Source organism: Psychrobacter sp. CoH-33_TS_01 (genome assembly GCF_058189395.1).
In genome coordinates this window covers 174,188-192,847 of the sequence record NZ_JBVGQI010000006.1, presented here as the reverse complement: position 1 = coordinate 192,847, position 18,660 = coordinate 174,188, and the positions used below count along the sequence as shown (strand labels likewise).

General features: G+C 45.2%; 15 protein-coding genes. 6 read left to right on the top strand and 9 right to left on the bottom strand.

Annotated features, from left to right (window positions below):
* The first annotated feature begins 62 nt into the window (after positions 1-62).
* On the top strand, positions 63-392 hold the full coding sequence (locus ACZ2XM_RS11080) for a GmrSD restriction endonuclease domain-containing protein (RefSeq protein ID WP_490588812.1): 330 nt from the start codon (positions 63-65) through the stop codon (positions 390-392).
* A 70-nt stretch (positions 393-462) separates the two neighbouring features.
* Here ACZ2XM_RS11080 and ACZ2XM_RS11075 read toward each other — a convergent pair whose 3' ends face one another.
* Positions 463-1,065 (bottom strand): hypothetical protein, encoded by a 603-nt coding sequence (locus tag ACZ2XM_RS11075; protein WP_490588813.1) that lies wholly within the window; start codon positions 1,063-1,065, stop codon positions 463-465.
* Positions 1,066-1,503: 438 nt separating this feature from the next.
* Here ACZ2XM_RS11075 and ACZ2XM_RS11070 point away from each other — a divergent pair, with 438 nt between their 5' ends.
* Both ACZ2XM_RS11070 and ACZ2XM_RS11065 read left to right on the top strand, forming a co-directional pair.
* Positions 1,504-2,208, top strand: a complete 705-nt coding sequence (locus tag ACZ2XM_RS11070; RefSeq protein ID WP_490588814.1) for a hypothetical protein — start codon at positions 1,504-1,506, stop codon at positions 2,206-2,208.
* A gap of 343 nt (positions 2,209-2,551) precedes the next feature.
* Entirely contained in the window at positions 2,552-4,396 is a 1,845-nt protein-coding gene (locus ACZ2XM_RS11065) for a monovalent cation:proton antiporter-2 (CPA2) family protein (RefSeq protein WP_490588815.1), read from the top strand.
* 95 nt (positions 4,397-4,491) lie between these two features.
* Here ACZ2XM_RS11065 and ACZ2XM_RS11060 read toward each other — a convergent pair whose 3' ends face one another.
* Positions 4,492-5,415, bottom strand: coding sequence for a DUF2628 domain-containing protein (locus ACZ2XM_RS11060; RefSeq protein ID WP_490588816.1), 924 nt, complete (start codon positions 5,413-5,415; stop codon positions 4,492-4,494).
* 224 nt (positions 5,416-5,639) lie between these two features.
* On the opposite strand from ACZ2XM_RS11060, the gene trmB reads away from it, so the two are divergent.
* The 3 genes from trmB to ACZ2XM_RS11045 all read left to right on the top strand — a co-directional run bounded on the left by trmB (position 5,640) and on the right by ACZ2XM_RS11045 (position 10,116).
* A complete protein-coding gene (trmB, locus tag ACZ2XM_RS11055) occupies positions 5,640-6,494 on the top strand; it encodes a tRNA (guanosine(46)-N7)-methyltransferase TrmB (RefSeq protein ID WP_490588817.1) in 855 nt (284 codons plus the stop codon).
* 1,125 nt (positions 6,495-7,619) lie between these two features.
* Positions 7,620-8,681, top strand: coding sequence for a recombinase RecA (gene recA, locus ACZ2XM_RS11050; RefSeq protein WP_490588818.1), 1,062 nt, complete (start codon positions 7,620-7,622; stop codon positions 8,679-8,681).
* A 43-nt stretch (positions 8,682-8,724) separates the two neighbouring features.
* Positions 8,725-10,116, top strand: a complete 1,392-nt coding sequence (locus tag ACZ2XM_RS11045) for a regulatory protein RecX (RefSeq protein ID WP_490588819.1) — start codon at positions 8,725-8,727, stop codon at positions 10,114-10,116.
* A gap of 62 nt (positions 10,117-10,178) precedes the next feature.
* Here the strand turns inward: ACZ2XM_RS11045 and ACZ2XM_RS11040 are convergent, their stop codons facing one another.
* From ACZ2XM_RS11040 to ACZ2XM_RS11010, 7 genes are all read right to left on the bottom strand, one after another.
* Positions 10,179-11,636, bottom strand: coding sequence for a DASS family sodium-coupled anion symporter (locus tag ACZ2XM_RS11040; RefSeq protein ID WP_490588820.1), 1,458 nt, complete (start codon positions 11,634-11,636; stop codon positions 10,179-10,181).
* A 256-nt stretch (positions 11,637-11,892) separates the two neighbouring features.
* The gene (locus ACZ2XM_RS11035) at positions 11,893-12,612 is read right to left on the bottom strand and encodes a YidB family protein (protein WP_490588821.1); all 720 of its coding nucleotides are present in this window, start codon (positions 12,610-12,612) and stop codon (positions 11,893-11,895) included.
* A 592-nt stretch (positions 12,613-13,204) separates the two neighbouring features.
* Positions 13,205-13,705, bottom strand: a complete 501-nt coding sequence (locus ACZ2XM_RS11030) for a hypothetical protein (protein WP_490588822.1) — start codon at positions 13,703-13,705, stop codon at positions 13,205-13,207.
* 57 nt (positions 13,706-13,762) lie between these two features.
* Positions 13,763-14,026, bottom strand: a complete 264-nt coding sequence (locus tag ACZ2XM_RS11025) for an FAD assembly factor SdhE (RefSeq protein WP_490588823.1) — start codon at positions 14,024-14,026, stop codon at positions 13,763-13,765.
* Between the two features lie 171 nt (positions 14,027-14,197).
* Entirely contained in the window at positions 14,198-15,103 is a 906-nt protein-coding gene (gene folP / locus ACZ2XM_RS11020; RefSeq protein WP_490588824.1) for a dihydropteroate synthase, read from the bottom strand.
* A gap of 169 nt (positions 15,104-15,272) precedes the next feature.
* Entirely contained in the window at positions 15,273-17,168 is a 1,896-nt protein-coding gene (gene ftsH, locus ACZ2XM_RS11015; protein ID WP_490588825.1) for an ATP-dependent zinc metalloprotease FtsH, read from the bottom strand.
* A 477-nt stretch (positions 17,169-17,645) separates the two neighbouring features.
* Positions 17,646-18,278, bottom strand: a complete 633-nt coding sequence (locus ACZ2XM_RS11010) for an RlmE family RNA methyltransferase (RefSeq protein ID WP_490588826.1) — start codon at positions 18,276-18,278, stop codon at positions 17,646-17,648.
* Positions 18,279-18,660 lie beyond the last annotated feature (382 nt).

The following is an 18,660-nucleotide window of genomic DNA, read 5'->3' as shown; positions in this document are numbered from 1 at the left end:
TGAGTAAGTCATGGTCTTTATGATAGCAATTAGGTTTGATAATTAGTTTATAACAATTTTAAGTGGGATTGGCTATAAGTAATAATAACCAAAAAAATTATTTATTACATTCTATAGGTAACCTTTTAGCTCTATCTTGTAGCAAAAATTCATCACTTCAAAATATTAGTTTTAACGAAAAGAAAAGTAGAATAAATAGTAGTGGAAATCTAGTCGGCTTTGTAAATGGCTCCTTTTCCGAAATAGATGTTGCTCAACATCAGGAATGGACGCCTATCGAAATACTTCAGAGAGGCTTAGACATGCTTGACTTTATGGAAAAGCGTTGGGACATTGTCTTAGGAGATAATGACTTTAAAAAGAAATTACTTCATCTAGAGTTCTTGGATTAATGTACATATAGTTTAATCTTCTTTATATTCGTTGATATAAATAAACGAGTATAAAGAAGTGTTTTTTTAATTAATATTCTTGATATTTCTTTACTAGGTTATCTTCCCCACTCTGCTCTATCTTTAGCACATACCCCGTAATCACCCCATCATAAGGCAGATTATTATAATACTGCTGATAATGCGCTTGGGTAGCCGCCTGAATAGCAATGTCTTGCTCAGACTCATTTAAGTGTACGAAATTATCTGGTAATTCAACATAATGAAAGCGATTGACGCCCCATCTCGTCAACCAATTATTGGCACTGCCAGTGAAATCAAAAGTTATCTGCGCGCGTAAGGTATAGACAGGTGGCTTTACTCGATTTTCCAGCTCATGCTGTAGCTCAGCCATTGCTGCCTCATACTGTGCTGGCGGCATCTGTAGCACGGCAAATAGGGTCTGCAAAAACTCAATAGAGCTAAAGCGAAAGTCGTAATAGCTGTTGTCTAAACCTAGCGTAGGACTGCACAAGACATGGCGCAAGCGATCGCAGGCCTGGATGACATTTTTGGGCTGATAGCCCATAGCTTTGATAATATCTTGCTGACGCAGCTCTAGACAGTCAATTTGGGCAATGGCCAAAGTAGCAAGCGGATGATGCGGGGTAAGACGGCGGGTAAACACTGACATGACAAGCTTCCTATGACTCCGACGACAATAAGACAAAATAATGCGACTATTTATTAGCACTCGATTATTAGGAGTTAGCTAGGATTCGGCTTATATACCGCTAGCTGCTAATTCGTAGTCACAATCAGGCACAGATGACCTTGTCGGAGTAACAGGCTCATGCGCTTTACCAGAGGTATTTTTACATCGTGCTGGAAGTTGCAATGCCAATGAGCCGCTACGGTTTAGAGCGCAATCATCAACAAATTAAACCCACGATGGTTCTTGCGGTTATGATAGCATATAAAACGACGCTAATTAAATAGCTAAGCCTTGTAAACCGCTGTGCTATGGTTGATTTTACTGAGTATTTCTCTTATTTTATTAGCGATTTTTTAGTTTTATAGCTTGTTGTGCAAGTCAACGGACCTTTTTATCCACCAATTAATGATTACTGCCATGTCTAGACGCTCAGCTCCCTTTGTTGCTCCAGATTTCATCGATGCGCCGACCTCTAAAGAAGGTAAAAAACAGGCCAAAGATTTGCTGTCCACACTGCAAGCCGATATTGCAGCGCTGCGCCATGAGCAAATGCCGCCTGATATCTTGACCCAGATTCGCGACATGCCGATTTATCAGGGCAATCTTGAGGAAGTGCATGCTTATTATAAGCGTTGGGAGCCGTTAATTGAACGGGCTATGGGCTTTTATCCTGCTGCCAATCTACCGCCTGATCATTTGCCTTTGCCTGCCAGCCTAGAGATTCCGCAATTTGTCTATCATGTGCAAAAGCTACATTTAACCAAAACCCGGGCTAAAGAATCCAAAAGCTTTGGCTCAGTGGGGGCATTGGTCGATAAGTGTGGCGAATTCAGTAGTGAAGAGACGGCACGTTTAAGCTCAGTATTTGCTAATGACGATACGGCACTATTGGTCGCGCACCGCGAGTTTATTGACCTGCGGGCTTACGTTTTTTGTCGCGATGCCAAAGGCGAGATGCTAGAGCCGGAGCGCTTACGCTTCTACCGTACCGGGCTGATTGTGCATGCTTTGCCTGATTTTAAAGTCATGGACAGTCGCCAAACCCCACGCAAACGTCGCAATGATGCCTATCGCAACCCCCTAGCCGATAATGGCACTTGGAAAGTTTATAAAAAGAAATAAACCCCATCCTACCCCTAAAAACAGTTTAAAATAAATAGCCTAACTTGAGGCTTATAGATAATCTACGGATAGCTGCCAGCGGGTAAACTGCTCATGTCAGGCAATAGGTCAATCATCCCACTATACTAATAACTCTGTGGTTATCAATCCTATACTTTAAAGTCTCTAGTCAGCCAGGCTTATCATTAACCGGCTATTTTTAGCCCAGCCCCTTTTATAACAGTCTTTTTTATAACCGATTCTTTCTAGAACAGCCTCTTTTATAACTATGCTTTAATGTTAGTGCCTTTGCTATACTGCAGAATTTTTGATTTTAATTAACAACCCCTGTTAAGGAGTGTCCATGTTCGCAGCCGCCACCGGCTCTCCCAACCTCATGCTTCAAGCCACTCTCTTTTTAGGAGCGGCTATTCTTCTAGTACCGCTCGGTAAACGTTTTGGTATTGCTTCAGTTTTAGGCTATCTCATTACTGGTTTGATATTAGGCCCAAGCTTTTTAGATGTCGCGGGCGACGCTGAGACTTTATTGCATTTTTCTGAGTTTGGCGTAGTGATGCTGCTGTTCATTATTGGCTTAGAGTTGCAGCCCTCAAGGCTATGGGCGTTAAGACGTTCCATTTTTGTCTTAGGCGGCTTACAGGTTGGTGTCACCGGCACCTTGCTGATGGCGCTGATTTATCAATTTACAAGTTTAAAGCTAGATACCGCTTTTATCGTTGGTTTTGGCTTGGCATTATCCTCTACCGCTTTTGTCTTGCAGATATTGACCGAAAAGCAGCAACTGTCTAGCACCCATGGCCGCGAAGCTTTCACCATTCTCCTCTTTCAGGATATTGCGGTTATCCCGCTACTCGCCGTCATCCCCTTCTTATCAGGGGTGCGTGAGCAAACCTACGACCTCCTCTATTTTGGTAAGGTATTTGCGGTATTCGCAGGCCTTATCTTTGCCAGCCGCTATGTGGTACGGCCCTTCTTTAAATTTGTCGCCTCCAGTGGCGCCACCGAATTGCTAACTGCCGTGGCGCTATTTATTGTTATGGGCGTCTCCATCTTGATGGGCCAAATTGGTTTATCAATGGCGTTAGGGGCATTTTTGACCGGTGTCCTCTTGGCGGATTCAGAATACCGGCACGAGTTAGAAGCCAGTATTGAGCCGTTTAAAGGTTTACTACTCGGACTATTCTTTATGTCCGTAGGTATGCTGACGAATGTAAAACTGATTTTGGCACATCCGATTCTTATCGTCGGAGCAGCGGTGCTGCTGATGTTGATTAAGTTTGCTGTCATTACCCTTATCGCCCGACTATCGGGCAACCGTCTGCCCACCAGTATTCGTCTGGGCGTAACGCTAGCACAAGGCGGTGAGTTTGCCTTCGTACTGTTCAGTGTCGCAGCGGCGCAAAACGTGTTAAAGCCAGAGCTATCCAATTTAATTACTTTAATTGTGACTATCTCTATGGCATTGACCCCATTGGCTTTCTTAATATTAGAAAAAGTCGGTGAACCTATCTTTGCCAAGCGCAAACCTAGCCGAGAATACGATACAATTCCTGATCATGAGCATCCGGTCATTATCGCTGGCTTTGGCCGCGTAGGTCAGATTATTGGCCGGGTACTACGCATGCACAATATAGAATTTACCGCTATTGAGCGCTCCGCCAACCGAGTAGATTTTGTCCGTAAATTCGGTAACCAAGTCTATTATGGCGATCCAAAAAACCCTGAGATTCTACGGGCGGCGGGTATCAGTAAGGCTCGCGTATTTATCTTGGCCGTCGATGACTTAGAGCGCTCTATCACCACGGCACAATACCTACGTAAAAACTATCCTGATTTGGTGGTCATTGCTAGAGCACGCGACCGTCAGCACTACTATCGTCTGCGGGAAGTCGGTGTGCGTTATATTTGGCGAGAGACTTACTTGACCGCTCTAGATATCTCCCGCGCCTCGTTAGAATTTCTAGGCATTAGCCCCGAAAAAGCGCGTGAGACTATTCAAACCTTCCGCGATTACGATGATGAGCTGATTGACCGGCAGCAAGCGATTTATGATGACGAAGCCAGTATGATTGAATCGGCACAGTCCGCTATTGCGGAGTTAGAGAGTTTGTTTGATTCTGATCATACTGCGGCCAAAAAAATAGACTTACAGGAAATTGAAACGGCGTTAGGACTGACTAAGCACTAAGTTTTATGGCAGACAGTGGTTAAACCTAACGTTATAAAAAAGGCAGCTAATGATGCATTGGCTGCCTTTTTTAATAGCGGATACCTTTAAAGACCTTAGATACAGCCTTTAGGCGCCTGCTTTTTATTTAATGAGCTCATGCAGCCCCAATTGCCTGCAGCTTGGCGATACATTACCAGCGTCTGCTGATTCAAATAGCGGTTGGGATATCGCACCCCTTGAACCGTCGCAATAACCACACAGTCTGTCTCCACCGGCACTCCCTCAGCACTGCTCGCCACTTGCAGAGTTACCCGTTGATCATCGGTCGTGAGTGGCAATTGTAGCGGGCATTTTCCCTGCTGCTGATAAATTAAATCTACCCGTCTTTGCGCGTTGTAAGTCATGTCATAGGCTTCAAAGAGCACTTCTTTTTCTTTTTGCTTGGCAATCAATGGCAAAAACTGCACTTGGATCACCGATAATACAAACACGAAAAACCCGAAGCCTAGTCCTAAACCATACAGACTAACGCCACCTTCTCGCTGCAAGTGCGCCTTTTGCGCCGCCAAATCTTTAGGATGAGCCTCTAGCGCATCGGCAACCTCACGCCGTGCCATACGATAGTAATAAGCATCGGTCCACCGTGCCACCATAACCGCCCAAAACAGCCAGACCAACCCTGCCACCACAATACGCACGGCCATATGCCAAGCATCGGCTATAAAAGGCATTGCCACGGTCTGTAGCACCACTAATATAATGGCGATGTTCAGCTGAATAAATGACCAGCCTGCCACGCTATAGACCAGTGCATCCATATAACGCTTGCGGTATAGCAGCCAAGGGAAGGTCATCAGAAAGCCAGCCCAATGCCAGCTAGGGCCCAAATAGCCTTGCTCATCAAACTGAGCAAAACGCTTTAGGTAATAGCTTTGCGAGCGATGTCCGAGAAACCACTGGTCAAGTTGCTGACGGCGACTGGCACTAAGGTCGGGTTGATAAAAAGGGGGCGGTGAATCCGTCTCGATGAATAGCATGGTGGCAGGCTCTTATAACGGGGCAGAGACGTTCTCTATCAGGGTAACTTTGTCTTTATTCAGCAATACCATAAATAGCTACGATGACAGATCGTAGCTAGCATCCGTACAGCATTAAGCAAAGAATAGCCGCAGTGAGCACGTCTTATAAATTAAGATTTTCCACAATATATGTCTTATAATAAGGCCTATTTTAGCCTATATGCATCGATAATCGTAATATTATGAGTTCACACAATCCCCAGACCCCTACCCCTACTTTAGCCCCCACCACCGATCACCCTACGGAATCAGTAGATACTATGCCTGACACTACAGAGCAACCCCAAGCGACTGATAGCACTGACCTTAGTCCCGCTGAGGCGCCACGACGTACTATCCAGACGTTTATGAAGCGTCGCACGCATATGAACAAGCATGCTGAGCAAGCATTAACTGACCCTGCTTTTGCGCATTTCATTGTTAATAATACGAGTGGTGATGGTGACCTAACCGGCATCGATAACCTAAGAGCCTTGTTCGCGGATACCGCAGCGACCCCAAATGGTAGCGACGCGCCGCTGACTTTGGAGATTGGTTTTGGTTTGGGCGACTCGCTTATCGAGATGGCCAATGCCGACCGCGACCGTAACTTTGTAGGGATTGAAGTGCATGAGCCGGGCATCGGTAAATGTGCCTATATGGCCGCTGAATTGGGCTTAACCAACATTAGAATTATCAATGGTGACGCCATTCAATTACTCCAGCAATTGCCAGAAAACCATGTCGATCGCATCCAGCTTTATTTCCCTGATCCTTGGCAGAAAAAGCGTCACTATAAACGCCGTTTTGTCAGCCCTGAGCGCATGGCTATTGTCACCCGCGCACTTAAAGTTGGCGGCTGGTTTCATACCGCGACGGATTGGGAACACTATGCCTTTTGGATGCTTGAAGTCCTCGATAATTTAGACACGCTAAGCAACTATTCAGGTACAGGTAACTTTACCCCGCGTCCAGACTTTCGTCCGCAGACTAAATTTGAGCGGCGCGGACTTGAGCGCGGTCACGGCGTTTGGGATTTAATTTATACCAAAAAATAGCAGTGTCTTTAGCTTGACACCCAGCGCGCTATGCTTATTCTTTGTTTTATTGCTAGCAAATGCCTAAATTACCTAACGTATAGTAGAACCATTCGTGGCGCTGATTAAAATAAAACTCGTGAAACATTGCCGTATTACCTAGCTTGCCGCCCCTTACTGGCTAGAAATACTGAAGAACGTCGCTAATACTAGCGGCGTTTTTTTATAGTCAAAAATTAAGATTCTGCGCAAACGCTGAGCTTATAAGGGCTTAAAAAGTTTTCCCCATTATCTGTGGATAACTCTGTGGATAACTTGCCACTTGACAGCGCAATCCCTTTAAAGTGTATAGCTTACGGTAAAATTGGTTACTTTTTAACCAATTATTTTATATATAAACATCATATACTTACACTAGATAAAATTCCATACGATAAATATTTGATATTTTTTTACTAGCGATTGCGTATAAGGGATGTTTCACAAAAATGTAATATGACAACTTTAATAGACTGTGGATAACTTACTTTTGTATTGACATTTAGTGGCACATACTTTAGCAATACCTATTAGAGGCTTATAAGAGATTTTTTAGCATAGACCATCTAACTTACGTCTGCAAACTCGTTCAGTTGCTGGCTACTTTACTAGCCCTGCAATAGCATTGCTATACCGGTTGAGCAGATTTATATAGGCGCATCAAAAAAATTATTAATAATTTTTATCGATTACGCTGCTGGTTTTTTAGCCATTATTTTGGCTAATTACGCACGTCATATAGTGTCGTTTTGTCACTCCCAGTGGCTAATAATCTGTTTGGATTTTGCTATAATAGCCCTCTACTTAGTTGACAAGCTTTATTAAATCAATGGCTTCAACTTACCACTTTTCGCAGTTATTTATAGCCACTTCCGTGCGGCTAATATCAGCACATGACTCCGGCGCACAGCGCGTCTTCCCTAACTATTTAACGATTCACTAATGCCGCTATCGCCCTAATTAAAGTGCGATGCATTTATCGGCAATTATTCGTCACTATTCACTGCTATTCTTTGTTAATCTACTTAGGTAGCCCGATTTTAAAAACAGATATATTAACCACCCTAACCGTATTATTGATTACTCACCTTTTATAAGGACGTCATTATGGACGAGAACAAAGCGAAAGCACTCAAAGCCGCTCTTGGTCAGATTGAAAAGCAATTTGGTAAAAATACGATCATGCATCTAGGGGATGATTCCGCGACTTTAGATGTCGACGTCGTCTCTACCGGCTCGCTAGGCTTAGATATTGCCCTAGGTATCGGTGGCTTACCTAAAGGCCGTATTATTGAAATCTATGGCCCTGAGAGCTCAGGTAAAACCACTCTGACGCTACAAGCTATTGCGCAGTGCCAAAAGCAAGGCGGTACTTGTGCCTTTATCGATGCTGAGCATGCTCTAGACCCTATCTATGCCCGTAAGTTAGGCGTGAATACCGACGACCTGTTGGTCTCACAACCAGATAACGGTGAGCAAGCATTAGAAATTACCGATATGCTAGTGCGCTCAGGGGCGGTCGATATGATCGTTATTGACTCGGTCGCTGCTTTGACCCCACGCGCCGAAATCGAAGGCGAGATGGGTGACTCACACATGGGTCTACAAGCACGTTTGATGAGTCAGGCACTGCGTAAAATCACCGGTAATGCCAAGCGCTCCAACTGTATGGTGGTGTTTATTAACCAGATTCGTATGAAAATTGGCGTTATGTTTGGTAGCCCAGAGACCACAACAGGTGGTAACGCGCTGAAATTCTATGCCTCTGTACGTATGGATATTCGTCGTATTGGTGCGGTGAAAGATGGTGATGAAATCGTCGGTAACCAAACCCGTGTGAAAGTCATTAAGAATAAAATGGCCCCTCCCTTCCGCCAAGCTGAGTTTGAAATTACTTATGGCGAAGGCACCAACCATTTAGCCGAAGTTATCGACTTGGGTGTGGACATCGGGGTGGTCGGGAAGGCCGGCGCTTGGTACAGCTATGGCGATAGCAAAATCGGTCAAGGTAAAGCCAACTCGGTGCTATATCTCAAAGAAAACCCAGCTATTGCAGAAGAGATTGAAGCTAAAGTTCGTGCTGAGAAGTTAGGCACTGGTGAGCCGCAGGTGCAATTAGAAGATGACCAAGAAGCAGCAGCCCTAGAGGCCGCTGCAGAAAACGAATAACTCCTGCGCTCTTAAAACTTATTAATTAGGTTTATAGTTTAGTATGGAAATTAAAACGTTAGCACAAATCCTTGCCGAGTCCGAAAGTGACTCGGCAAAGTCGTTTGCGGATAAGAAATCTGTTAGCGACTCTAAGCCTCTCTCAAACAAGCTCTTCACAAAGCAAACTTCCTCAAATAACGCTTCCTCGGGCAAGACCTCTTATAACCACCCCACTTCTAATAAGCAGCCCTCTACTAAAGCTCGCTTTGCTAATGAAGACAATACAGAGCTTAAGGAAAGAGCCGCTTTTAAAAAGCGCTCAACGTCCAAAAAGGACCGCTCTCCTGATGATGAAGCTTATACTCCGCCCTCTTCTCTTGACGACCATGACCCCTATTTAGGCAGCCAAGTCAGCGATGAGTCGTTACTATCTGCTACAGGGAAACGCAAGCCCAGAGCCAACCGCAAAAATCGTTTTCACCCTGCCGCCAATTATCAGCCGACCAACCTTAAAGGCGAAATCATTGCAGAGCTGGCTCCCTTAGACCCTACCTTAGCGGCTGAATTTTCCAGTAAATCACCGGAACACTCCCCTGCGGTTACAGACGACCTGACCACCGGTGATGAGCCCACGATTCAATCGATACTGGCAGAATTAAAAAAAGAGGCATCTGAACCAAATCAGCAGTCTGAAACAGCAGCAATGGCTAGTGACTCAACGCAAGAGGCTAATGCACAGCAGGAAGCCAACCCACAGTTAATAGAATCTAATGATGCTGATGACCCTTTAGAAGACCCTAATGACCCTTTAGAAAATCCTAATAGCCCAGACGGCTCTGATAACTCCAATGATATTGATAATCTGCCTAGTGCGCTAAAAATTTATTTATTAACGCCTGAACAGCGCCACGCTAGAAAAGAAGCCATCAAGGCTGAGAGTCGCTTACGATGGTTGGCATTTTACTATCTATCGCGGCGCGAGCATGCCCGTGGTGAGCTCAGACAAAAGCTGCTCGATAAAGACCAAGACCCACAAAAGGTCGAAGCGCTACTCGATGAATTTGCTGAAAAAGGCTACCAAAGCGATTGGCGTACCGCGATGATGCTGATTCGCGAAGGCATGCGTAAAGGCCGCGGTCGTGAGCGTATTAGACAAGATTTCTATAAGCGTAAACTGGAGGTCCCCAGTAATATTGATGAGCTGATCGATATGGCGAGTAGCAAGTCTGATGAGTTTGCTGATTTTATCGATGAAGACGCCCCGGAAGAAGGCGTGGATTGGCTGCGGCTGGCTGTAGAGGCTCGCGTTAGAAAATACGGGGCAGCTGTGCCTGACAACCAAAAAGAAAAAGCCCGTCAACTGCGTTTTTTGCAATATCGGGGCTTTAAATCTGGCATTTGTTTTGAGGCGTTAAAGTACGATTTAGACACTTTAGAAGAGCGGAATTATTAGTAGCCCACTCCCCTAAAAACTTAATCTAAAATATTTACAGCTCATTAGAGCAAAACGTTGCTTTAGTAGTAGCCCAATAGCTTCCACCATAGTAAGCCTGCGCCAATCCAGACGACTAGGTTAAAGACACTCATAATAGCGCCTATTTTCCACCATTCCCCTAGCGTGGTATAGCCGGAGTTAAAAATCACTGGCGCGGTGCCTGTGGCATAGTGCGTCAGCGTCATCATAATATTTCCTGCAGCAGCTAGAATTAACGCGTAGAGCATCGGTGGCGCCCCCAAACTAAGACCGACTGCGTAAAAGGCAGCAAACATAGCGGTAATATGGGCCGTGGTACTGGCAAAGAAATAATGAATATACAGATAGACTAAGGTCAAAATAGCCACTGCTCCAACCCAGCCGACCCCTAGCGTACCAATCCCAGTCTCAATGCTCGAGGAGAACCAGCCAATCAGACCTAGTTTGTTCAAGTAAGAGGCCATCATGATGAGCGCCCCGAACCAAATAATAGTATCCCAAGCGGACTTTTCTTTTAACACATCATCCCACGTCAATACCCCGGTCAAAATCAGCACGGTCAGCCCCAAAAAGGCCGTAGTGGTCGCATCGATACTAAAAGCATCGCCCAATAGCATGGCGGGAATATTCGCCCACAGCAGTAGCATCAGCGTAAACACGCCTAGCATAATCTTCTCATGAGTACTGACATGTCCCAGTTTCGCTAGGTTGTCTTGCGCAAATTTTTTGGCATCTGGCGTTTGTTTGACTTCTGGAGGATAAATCGCATAAATCACCAGTGGCATCAACAGCAAACATAGCATTCCGGGCACAAACATCGCTACTGCCCAGGTGGTCCACGACAGCTGAATCTCACTGCCCGTCGCTTTATTGACCAAGTCTACGACTAGTGGGTTGGGCGCTGTAGCGGTAATAAACATGCCCGAGGTAATCGGGTTAGCATGATAGTTAACCATAGCCAAATAGCGACCAATTTTTAGCCGAGTGCCCTCTTCAGGCGTGGAATGAAAGCTTTGCGCAATCGACTTCATAATGGGGTGAATAATACCACCGCCACGCGCAGTATTTGACGGGGTAATGGGTGCTACCATCAACTCTGCTGCCGCCAATGAGTAAGCAATACCAATAGTTTTTTTACCAAAAACAGAAATAAAGTAATAGGCAATTCGTGAGCCTAAACCCGTTTTTATTAAGCCGCGTGAGATCATAACCGCGACCCCAATCAGCCAAATTAGCGGGCTAGAAAAGCTCGATAAAGCATCACTTATTGCCCCTTGCGGCGTCTCATTAGTGACTCCAGTCAACGCCACCAAAGTAATCGCGATGATAGCAATCGCCCCGATGGGCAGCACCTTGCCGATAATAGCGACAATCGTGGCAATAAATAAGGCCAGCAGATGCCAAGCTTCAGGTGTGACCCCGGCGGGTACAGGAATGACGAACCAAATAATTAGACCGATGAAGATAGAGATAGCAGCAGGAATAGGCTTAAACGGCATAGTATGCCCCTTACTATGAGTAGTATTTTAGAGAAGACAAGAGCTATTAGTGGGTATAGCAGCAGCGGTATCTTTAATTTTATTTATAATTTTTGGCGTGTACAGGAGTCCTATCATGCATTGACTGCCCGACATAAAATAAAAGCATAAGTCTTAGACCTATGCTTTTATTATGACAACACTTGAGCAATTTTAGCAGATTTAACCGCTTTAAATCTCTGCTAAGTTATTCAGCACCCTTAGTGGCTTAAGTGGCTTATTTAAAGCCTTGTAGAGTGCCCGATAGACTGCCTAAGATTTGCTCAATCTCGTCATTGGCTTCGCTTTCAGTTTGTAAATCACCATTTGGCGTTAATTGGTTCACGACCTCTGGTAACAGCTCTGCTAGACCTTGACGGACTTCTGTCTCATCCGCGCCCGTGTCCTGAGCGACTCGTTTTATTTCTTCATGATCAAAGATTTTATCAATTTCATTAGGGTCAACATTATCATTTAAGTCTTGCGCGCTCATCCACGACTGGGCTTGCTGACCAAAGCCCATATTGCCCAACTTACCTAGTGCTCCCGATAGACCGCCATTACGCTGAATCCAAGAGAGGACTAATGGCATTAAAGCAGCAACCAACATGCCTTTGCCGCCGAAGCCACCTGAGCGACGTTGACCACCGCCTAAGACGCTACCTAGGATAGAGCCTAAAGCCCCTGTGCCCCCTGCTGAGCCCATAGGAGAACGACCGCCGCCCATAAGACCGCCGAGCAAATCGTCTAAGCCCAATTGATTAGGATCAACACGGCTATGCTGCTGTGGGTTATAGCGCTGATTTTGTGCACCACCGCCCAATACACTGCCTAAAATATCACCAAGACCGCCGGTACGACGTGGCTCTACCCGTTGGTTTACCGGATTACGACGCGCGTCTTCTGGGTCCATAGCACTTTTGGCCACTTGTGAAATTAAATTGCCTAATAAGCTCATAATCATCTTCCTTAAGGTGTGTCAATAGTTATTTTTTATTCCTATAAAGGCTACGTCATAGCGCCTTTATTAGGGCGTATCCTCAATTGAATCATGAGGCTAAAAGTGAGATAGATTTTTGTCAGTCCATGGAAATTTTGCAGAGAATATGAGCATATTTTCTATAAATTTTCGCAGAGTGACGAAAATATAGCCAGTTTTAGTCCATTACACGCTAGTGTTGTTAATTGAGGACACACCCTAGTCATCATGGCTAATTTATACACCTGACTGATAAGCAGGCTGCCACAGTCACTATAGCTAAAGTTACTATAGCAAATCTTGTTTGGACACCTATTAGTATTTTTGTTAGAGGTTAAGGATTTATACCCATAAAAGACACATGCTGATAACTTATTTTCAACAGTATAGCGTCTGAATAGGGTATGAAACCTGTCTAAAGCTAATTACTGCAGCAAATATGGAGCTGTTGGAAAATTAGCAATAATAAAAAAGAACGCAAAAAGGACTAAGAAAAGTAGAGGCTATAGGATAAAAGATAGGGACGTTAGCGATTACAGCCTTTGACCAAAAATGGAGGATTATAACGGCCTTATTGACTAAGCTGCGCCAATATTTTGAGTTGATGCCAAGCTTTAGCAGACACTTGGTCGCGAAAAATAACGCGGTACAGAGGGCGCTTGAGCGGATGCTGGATAGCAAAGGTCATAACGATAGCCAACCCACAGTCTTGTGCTCCCAGCAGATTGCCACGCCAGAGTGCAGTACCTTGGGCGGTGGCCATTAGTAAGTGCCAGTCGGAGGCTAACGGCTGAGTCAATTTAGGTTGGGTCACATGGACTAAGGGGATAGTGGTTAACTTAGCCACGAGCACGGCCACTATACTGGTAATGATTAATACGGTGTATTGCCAAAGACTTAACGAGGATAAGTAACCAATCAAGGCCGAACTACCAAAAACACCCCCATAGATAAGCCAGAGATAGCGACTATTAGCTTTGATAGCCGCATCTATTCGTAACGTTGGGGCTTGGCTAGCGTTAGCCATTGCCGCCAACTGTAGCTGCTGCTCTAATGGGGTCAAATTAGTCATATGTCATAAGCCCGGCATAGCCATCTACCGAAGCTGAAGTTAGACCAGTCTGTAGAGCTATAAGGCATGGCGCCAGACTTTTATCTTATTCACCAAAGCCATTACGGCCTCATCGTCTGGACGGTCCTGATTCATAAAGAAGTTAAGCAAATCAGGATCTTCGTAAGTCAGCATTTTCGCAAAGGTTAACTGCTCTTCTTCACTAGCCGTAAGATATTGCATCTTTACATACGCATCAATGTAGAAATCGAGCTCTTTGAGGCCACGGCGGGCTTGGTACATAATGCGGCGTTGCTCATTGGTTGGTTCAGGATAGCTCATAAAGTCTCACTTAGTAATACAGGGTTTTAACGAAGGTTTGGCGAATACTTTATCTTTTTTATCTTAAAAATTATTGCTTTGAAAAAAATTGTTTTAAAAAAATGGTTTCGGAAATTATAGTTTTGGAAACTATGGTCTTAAACAGCACAAAATTACAGATTCATAGCAGATTTAAGCATGATGGCCATTATTATACTCGCTTAGTTGCGTCCACAGCGCTAAGCCTTGAGCAGTCATGGCAACATTGTGGGTCCGAATGATACTGGCGCCTTGCTGCACAGCCAATAATGCCGCGGCGGCGCCTATAGGATCGCGCGCTTCTTTCTGCTGATTGGCCAAGGCGGGAATGGTGCTATGGTCTAGCACTTCTCCCAAAAAGCGCTTGCGCGAGATGCCAAACATTAACGGCAGTCCTAATTTTTTAAACCGTGCTAAATGTATCAAGAGCTCGGCATGTTGCGCGTGATTTTTGGCAAAACCAAACCCGGGGTCAATGATGAGCTGCTCTGGAGAGACGCCTGCCGCTAAAGCAACCTCGATACGCTCTTGGAGCTCAGCCATTACCTCCGCTACCACATCCTCATAGGTATCTAAGCCATCCATAGAGGTGGGCTCACCGCGCATATGCATTAGCATCACCGGTAGATTGAGCTGGGCGGCCATCGCTGCGGCACCGGGACGCTTGAGAGCCCGCACATCATTCCAAATATCGGCGCCTGCTTGAGCGGCCGCTTGCATAACGGCAGGCGAGCTCGTATCAATAGACAACCACACTTCATGACCCAACTGCGCTCGGATAGCTTGCACCACGGGCACCACGCGACGCAACTCTTCTTCGCTATCGACAGGCGTCGCATGCGGGCGAGTCGACTCACCACCAATATCAATAATAGTCGCCCCTTCCTGTAGCATCTGCTCACAGCGGGCCACGGCAGCGGCCACGGTGTCATAGCGACCCCCATCTGAAAAGGAGTCCGGCGTGACGTTTAAAATCCCCATAATATGAGGTCGAGATAAATCCAAGCACTTATTATTATGACGGATAGCAAAACTGGGCAATGGGGTAAATAAGGACATGGGCAACGAATCACATTTAGACAAGGAGTTAAATAAAGACTAAGCGCATCATAACAAATTTAGAAACCTTCACGCATAAAAAAGCCCTTATTTAAAAGGGCTCTTCTAGATTGGGCTTATGCTGTCTCAACTATTGGCTACTAACGGCTATCGCTAGCCGATAACTAGCTTACATCGCCGGTAGTGGTGGCGGCGTAGTCGAAGGCTTGGTCAAATCCGTTTTAGTCGGCGTCACATCGATAGGCTGATAGACCTTTGGTGGACGGGGGTCTTGACCGGCCAAGATGTCTTGTAGTTGGTCACGATCAATCGTTTCCCACTTCATAAGAGCATCGACCATCGCATGCATTTTATCTTTATTGCCTTCGATTAACTCACGCGCGATATCATATTGCTCTTCCAACATACGACGAACTTCTTCATCCACTTTCTGTTGCGTCGCTTCTGAAATAGTGCGGTTACCACCACCGAAGTAGCCTTGCGAGCTGTCATCGTCTTCGTAAACCATGATACCTAACGCATCCGACATACCATATTTGGTTACCATGGCACGCGCCATTTTGGTAGCCCGCTCAAAGTCGTTTGAAGCGCCAGTAGACTGCTGCTCAATAAAGACTTCTTCAGCAATACGACCACCAAATAAGATAGCGATATCGTTGAGCATTTTTGATTTATACATACTGGTCTGGTCGTGCTCTGGTAGCTGCCAAGTGACCCCTAGCGCAAAACCACGCGGCATGATGGTCACTTTATGTACCGGATCGGTACCAGGCAGTAATTCGGCAACTAGAGCATGACCTGCTTCATGATAAGCAGTAGCACGGCGCTCTTCTTCACGCAGGACCATCGACTTACGCTCAGGACCCATATACAGCTTATCTTTCGCATCTTCAAAGTCATTCATGTCGACGCTTTTCTTGTTGCGACGTGCCGCAAATAGCGCTGCTTCATTGACTAAGTTTGCCAATTGAGCCCCACTAAAACCAGGCGTACCACGCGCTAAAGAGTTGGCATCGATGCTGACCGTGTTCGGTAGTTTTCTCAAATGCACTTTCAAAATTTGCTCACGGCCTTTAATGTCTGGCAAGCCCACTTGTACCTGACGGTCAAAACGACCAGGACGTAGTAAGGCTTTATCAAGCACGTCAGCACGGTTGGTCGCTGCGATAACGATAACGCCGTCATTGCCTTCAAAACCATCCATCTCAACCAAAAGTTGGTTTAGGGTCTGTTCGCGCTCATCATTACCACCGCCCATACCGGCACCACGATGGCGACCGACGGCATCAATTTCATCAATAAAGATGATACAAGGTGCGCTCTTTTTAGCCGTTTCAAACATATCACGCACACGTGATGCACCCACACCGACGAACATCTCAACGAAGTCTGAACCAGAAATCGAGAAGAACGGTACTTTAGCTTCGCCTGCAATAGCTTTTGCTAATAAGGTTTTACCTGTACCCGGCGGACCGACCATCAAGATACCGCGTGGAATCGTCGCACCAAGCTGAGTGAATTTATCGGGGTCGCGTAAGAACTCTACGACTTCGACAACTTCTTCTTTAGCTTCTTCACAGCCCGCAACATCACCAAAGTTTACTTTGATTTGATCTTCGGTCAGCATTTTAGCTTTTGATTTACCGAAGCTCATTGGGCCTGCACCGCGTCCACCGCCGCCGCCTTGCATATTGCGCATAAAGAACAAGAACAGACCGATGATTAATAGGACAGGGAAACTGGCAATGAGCAGCTGCATCAAGATACTTTGACGCTCAGGTGCCGCGCCTTGTACGTTTACATTATGCTCACGCAGGATTGGCATTAATTCATTGTCTGTTACCGCTGGACGAATGGTTTCAAAAGGTGAGCCATTTTTCTTTTCACCTTTGATTTGCTCTCCATCAATCTCAACCTTCGCGATCTGGTCTTCAGATACAGCGGTCACAAACTCAGAATAATTAAGATTATCTGGTTCTGTGGTTTGATCGAAGCCGCTAAACACCAGCACTAATACGCCGATGACTACCAGCCACAATAAGGTATTTTTTACCATGTCGCTCACTAGTTATCCCATCCCTTACTAATTGGAGAGTTGACCATCCGTATGACGCCTACCGTCATTTTGAACTTCACTCACAACTTGCTTATTCGTTGAACTGTTATGACGATGCGTCACCATTGACTTGTCGTTTGCTTATCTTTTAGAGCTAATATGCTTTAATTTGAGTTTTATCTATTTTATGAACACGCTTTAATTTAAATAAACGCTTTACTGTTATAGCAGCTTGGCCAGTACTTAGATAATGGCTCTATTTACCCCAAGTGTCTGGCAGTATTAAAATAGCCACAGGAGCTAGCGCTATAATAGATATCCGTCTGCTGATTCTGGTCAGCTAATATATCATTATATGCGGCTTTGCCCTGTTAACTTCAAGCTTTCCTGCCCGAATTCAGTAAAGTTATACAGTTTTAATACGTGCTTAAAGTGCTTTTTAAAACCCCTTTAATCCAACGGGTTTACGCCTTAGCAAAATAATCGTTATTTAACGGCTATCCAAAACATCTCTTTAGAGCGTGGTCTTGAAGCTGCAGGTTTGATACTACGGACTTTGGAGAACTGCTGTTGCATCTGGGCACGCAGCTCTTGCGTCCCTTCACCTTGGAATATTTTCATGACCAAAGTACCGCCATCCGGCAATACCGCTAGCGCAAATTCGACCGCTAATTCACACAGATACATCATCCGTGGCTGATCAATAGCTGAGGCGCCCGTAGTATTTGGTGCCATATCAGAGAGCACAACATCGACGACGCTATCGCCTACTTCCGCCATAATCTGATCAAAGACAGCCTGCTCACGGAAGTCCCCCTGAATGAAGGTCACATTTTCTAGCTTATCCATCGTTAAGATGTCCGAGGCAATCAAGGTACCTTTTTCGCCGACCAGACGACCCGCTACCTGCGACCAACTGCCGGGCGCACTGCCTAAATCCACCACCGTCATGCCCGGACGAATCAGCTTAAGCTTATCGTTAATCTCTAACAGCTTATAAGCGGCACGAGCGCGATAGCCCTCTTTTTGCGCCAGCTGTACATAATGATCGTCGATATGCTCTCTCATCCAATTACTGCTACTTTTTGAGAGCTTTTTATTGGTTATGCGGGTGGCCACACCATCTCCTAACTGTAAAGGTCTATATAGATTATAAATAAAAAATTATTTTAAAATAGCGGTTTATAGATAGCATTTTTAAAACTTGAGTATTGATTATATTTGAGTTTAACGAATATCTGGAGGATGAGTAGCGATAGCTCACTCTAAACTGCGGATAACTCAGCCTATAAGCACTGGTTATAAAATAGATACTGACTATAGTAATGGGCTTAAGGTAAAACGGCACACAATCGCTCAACAGGGCTAATTGTGCCATTACCGCAGCATATTATAGCCAGTGTAACATTTTCATCACTTAAAATCGCTAATTTGCACGGTAAAAACCTGCATAACTCGCTCAGTTTAACTATAATGCCTTATTAACAGCTTGGTGTTTTTG

Excerpts from the sequence above, each read along its gene's own strand:
- ACZ2XM_RS11075 (WP_490588813.1), bottom strand. The coding sequence starts at position 1,065 with ATGTCAGTGTTTACCCGCCGTCTTACCCCGCATCATCCGCTTGCTACT.
- ACZ2XM_RS11070 (WP_490588814.1), top strand. The coding sequence starts at position 1,504 with ATGTCTAGACGCTCAGCTCCCTTTGTTGCTCCAGATTTCATCGATGCG.
- ACZ2XM_RS11065 (WP_490588815.1), top strand. The coding sequence starts at position 2,552 with ATGTTCGCAGCCGCCACCGGCTCTCCCAACCTCATGCTTCAAGCCACT.
- ACZ2XM_RS11060 (WP_490588816.1), bottom strand. The coding sequence starts at position 5,415 with ATGCTATTCATCGAGACGGATTCACCGCCCCCTTTTTATCAACCCGAC.
- trmB (WP_490588817.1), top strand. The coding sequence starts at position 5,640 with ATGAGTTCACACAATCCCCAGACCCCTACCCCTACTTTAGCCCCCACC.
- recA (WP_490588818.1), top strand. The coding sequence starts at position 7,620 with ATGGACGAGAACAAAGCGAAAGCACTCAAAGCCGCTCTTGGTCAGATT.
- ACZ2XM_RS11045 (WP_490588819.1), top strand. The coding sequence starts at position 8,725 with ATGGAAATTAAAACGTTAGCACAAATCCTTGCCGAGTCCGAAAGTGAC.
- ACZ2XM_RS11040 (WP_490588820.1), bottom strand. The coding sequence starts at position 11,636 with ATGCCGTTTAAGCCTATTCCTGCTGCTATCTCTATCTTCATCGGTCTA.
- ACZ2XM_RS11035 (WP_490588821.1), bottom strand. The coding sequence starts at position 12,612 with ATGAGCTTATTAGGCAATTTAATTTCACAAGTGGCCAAAAGTGCTATG.
- ACZ2XM_RS11030 (WP_490588822.1), bottom strand. The coding sequence starts at position 13,705 with ATGACTAATTTGACCCCATTAGAGCAGCAGCTACAGTTGGCGGCAATG.
- ACZ2XM_RS11025 (WP_490588823.1), bottom strand. The coding sequence starts at position 14,026 with ATGAGCTATCCTGAACCAACCAATGAGCAACGCCGCATTATGTACCAA.
- folP (WP_490588824.1), bottom strand. The coding sequence starts at position 15,103 with ATGTCCTTATTTACCCCATTGCCCAGTTTTGCTATCCGTCATAATAAT.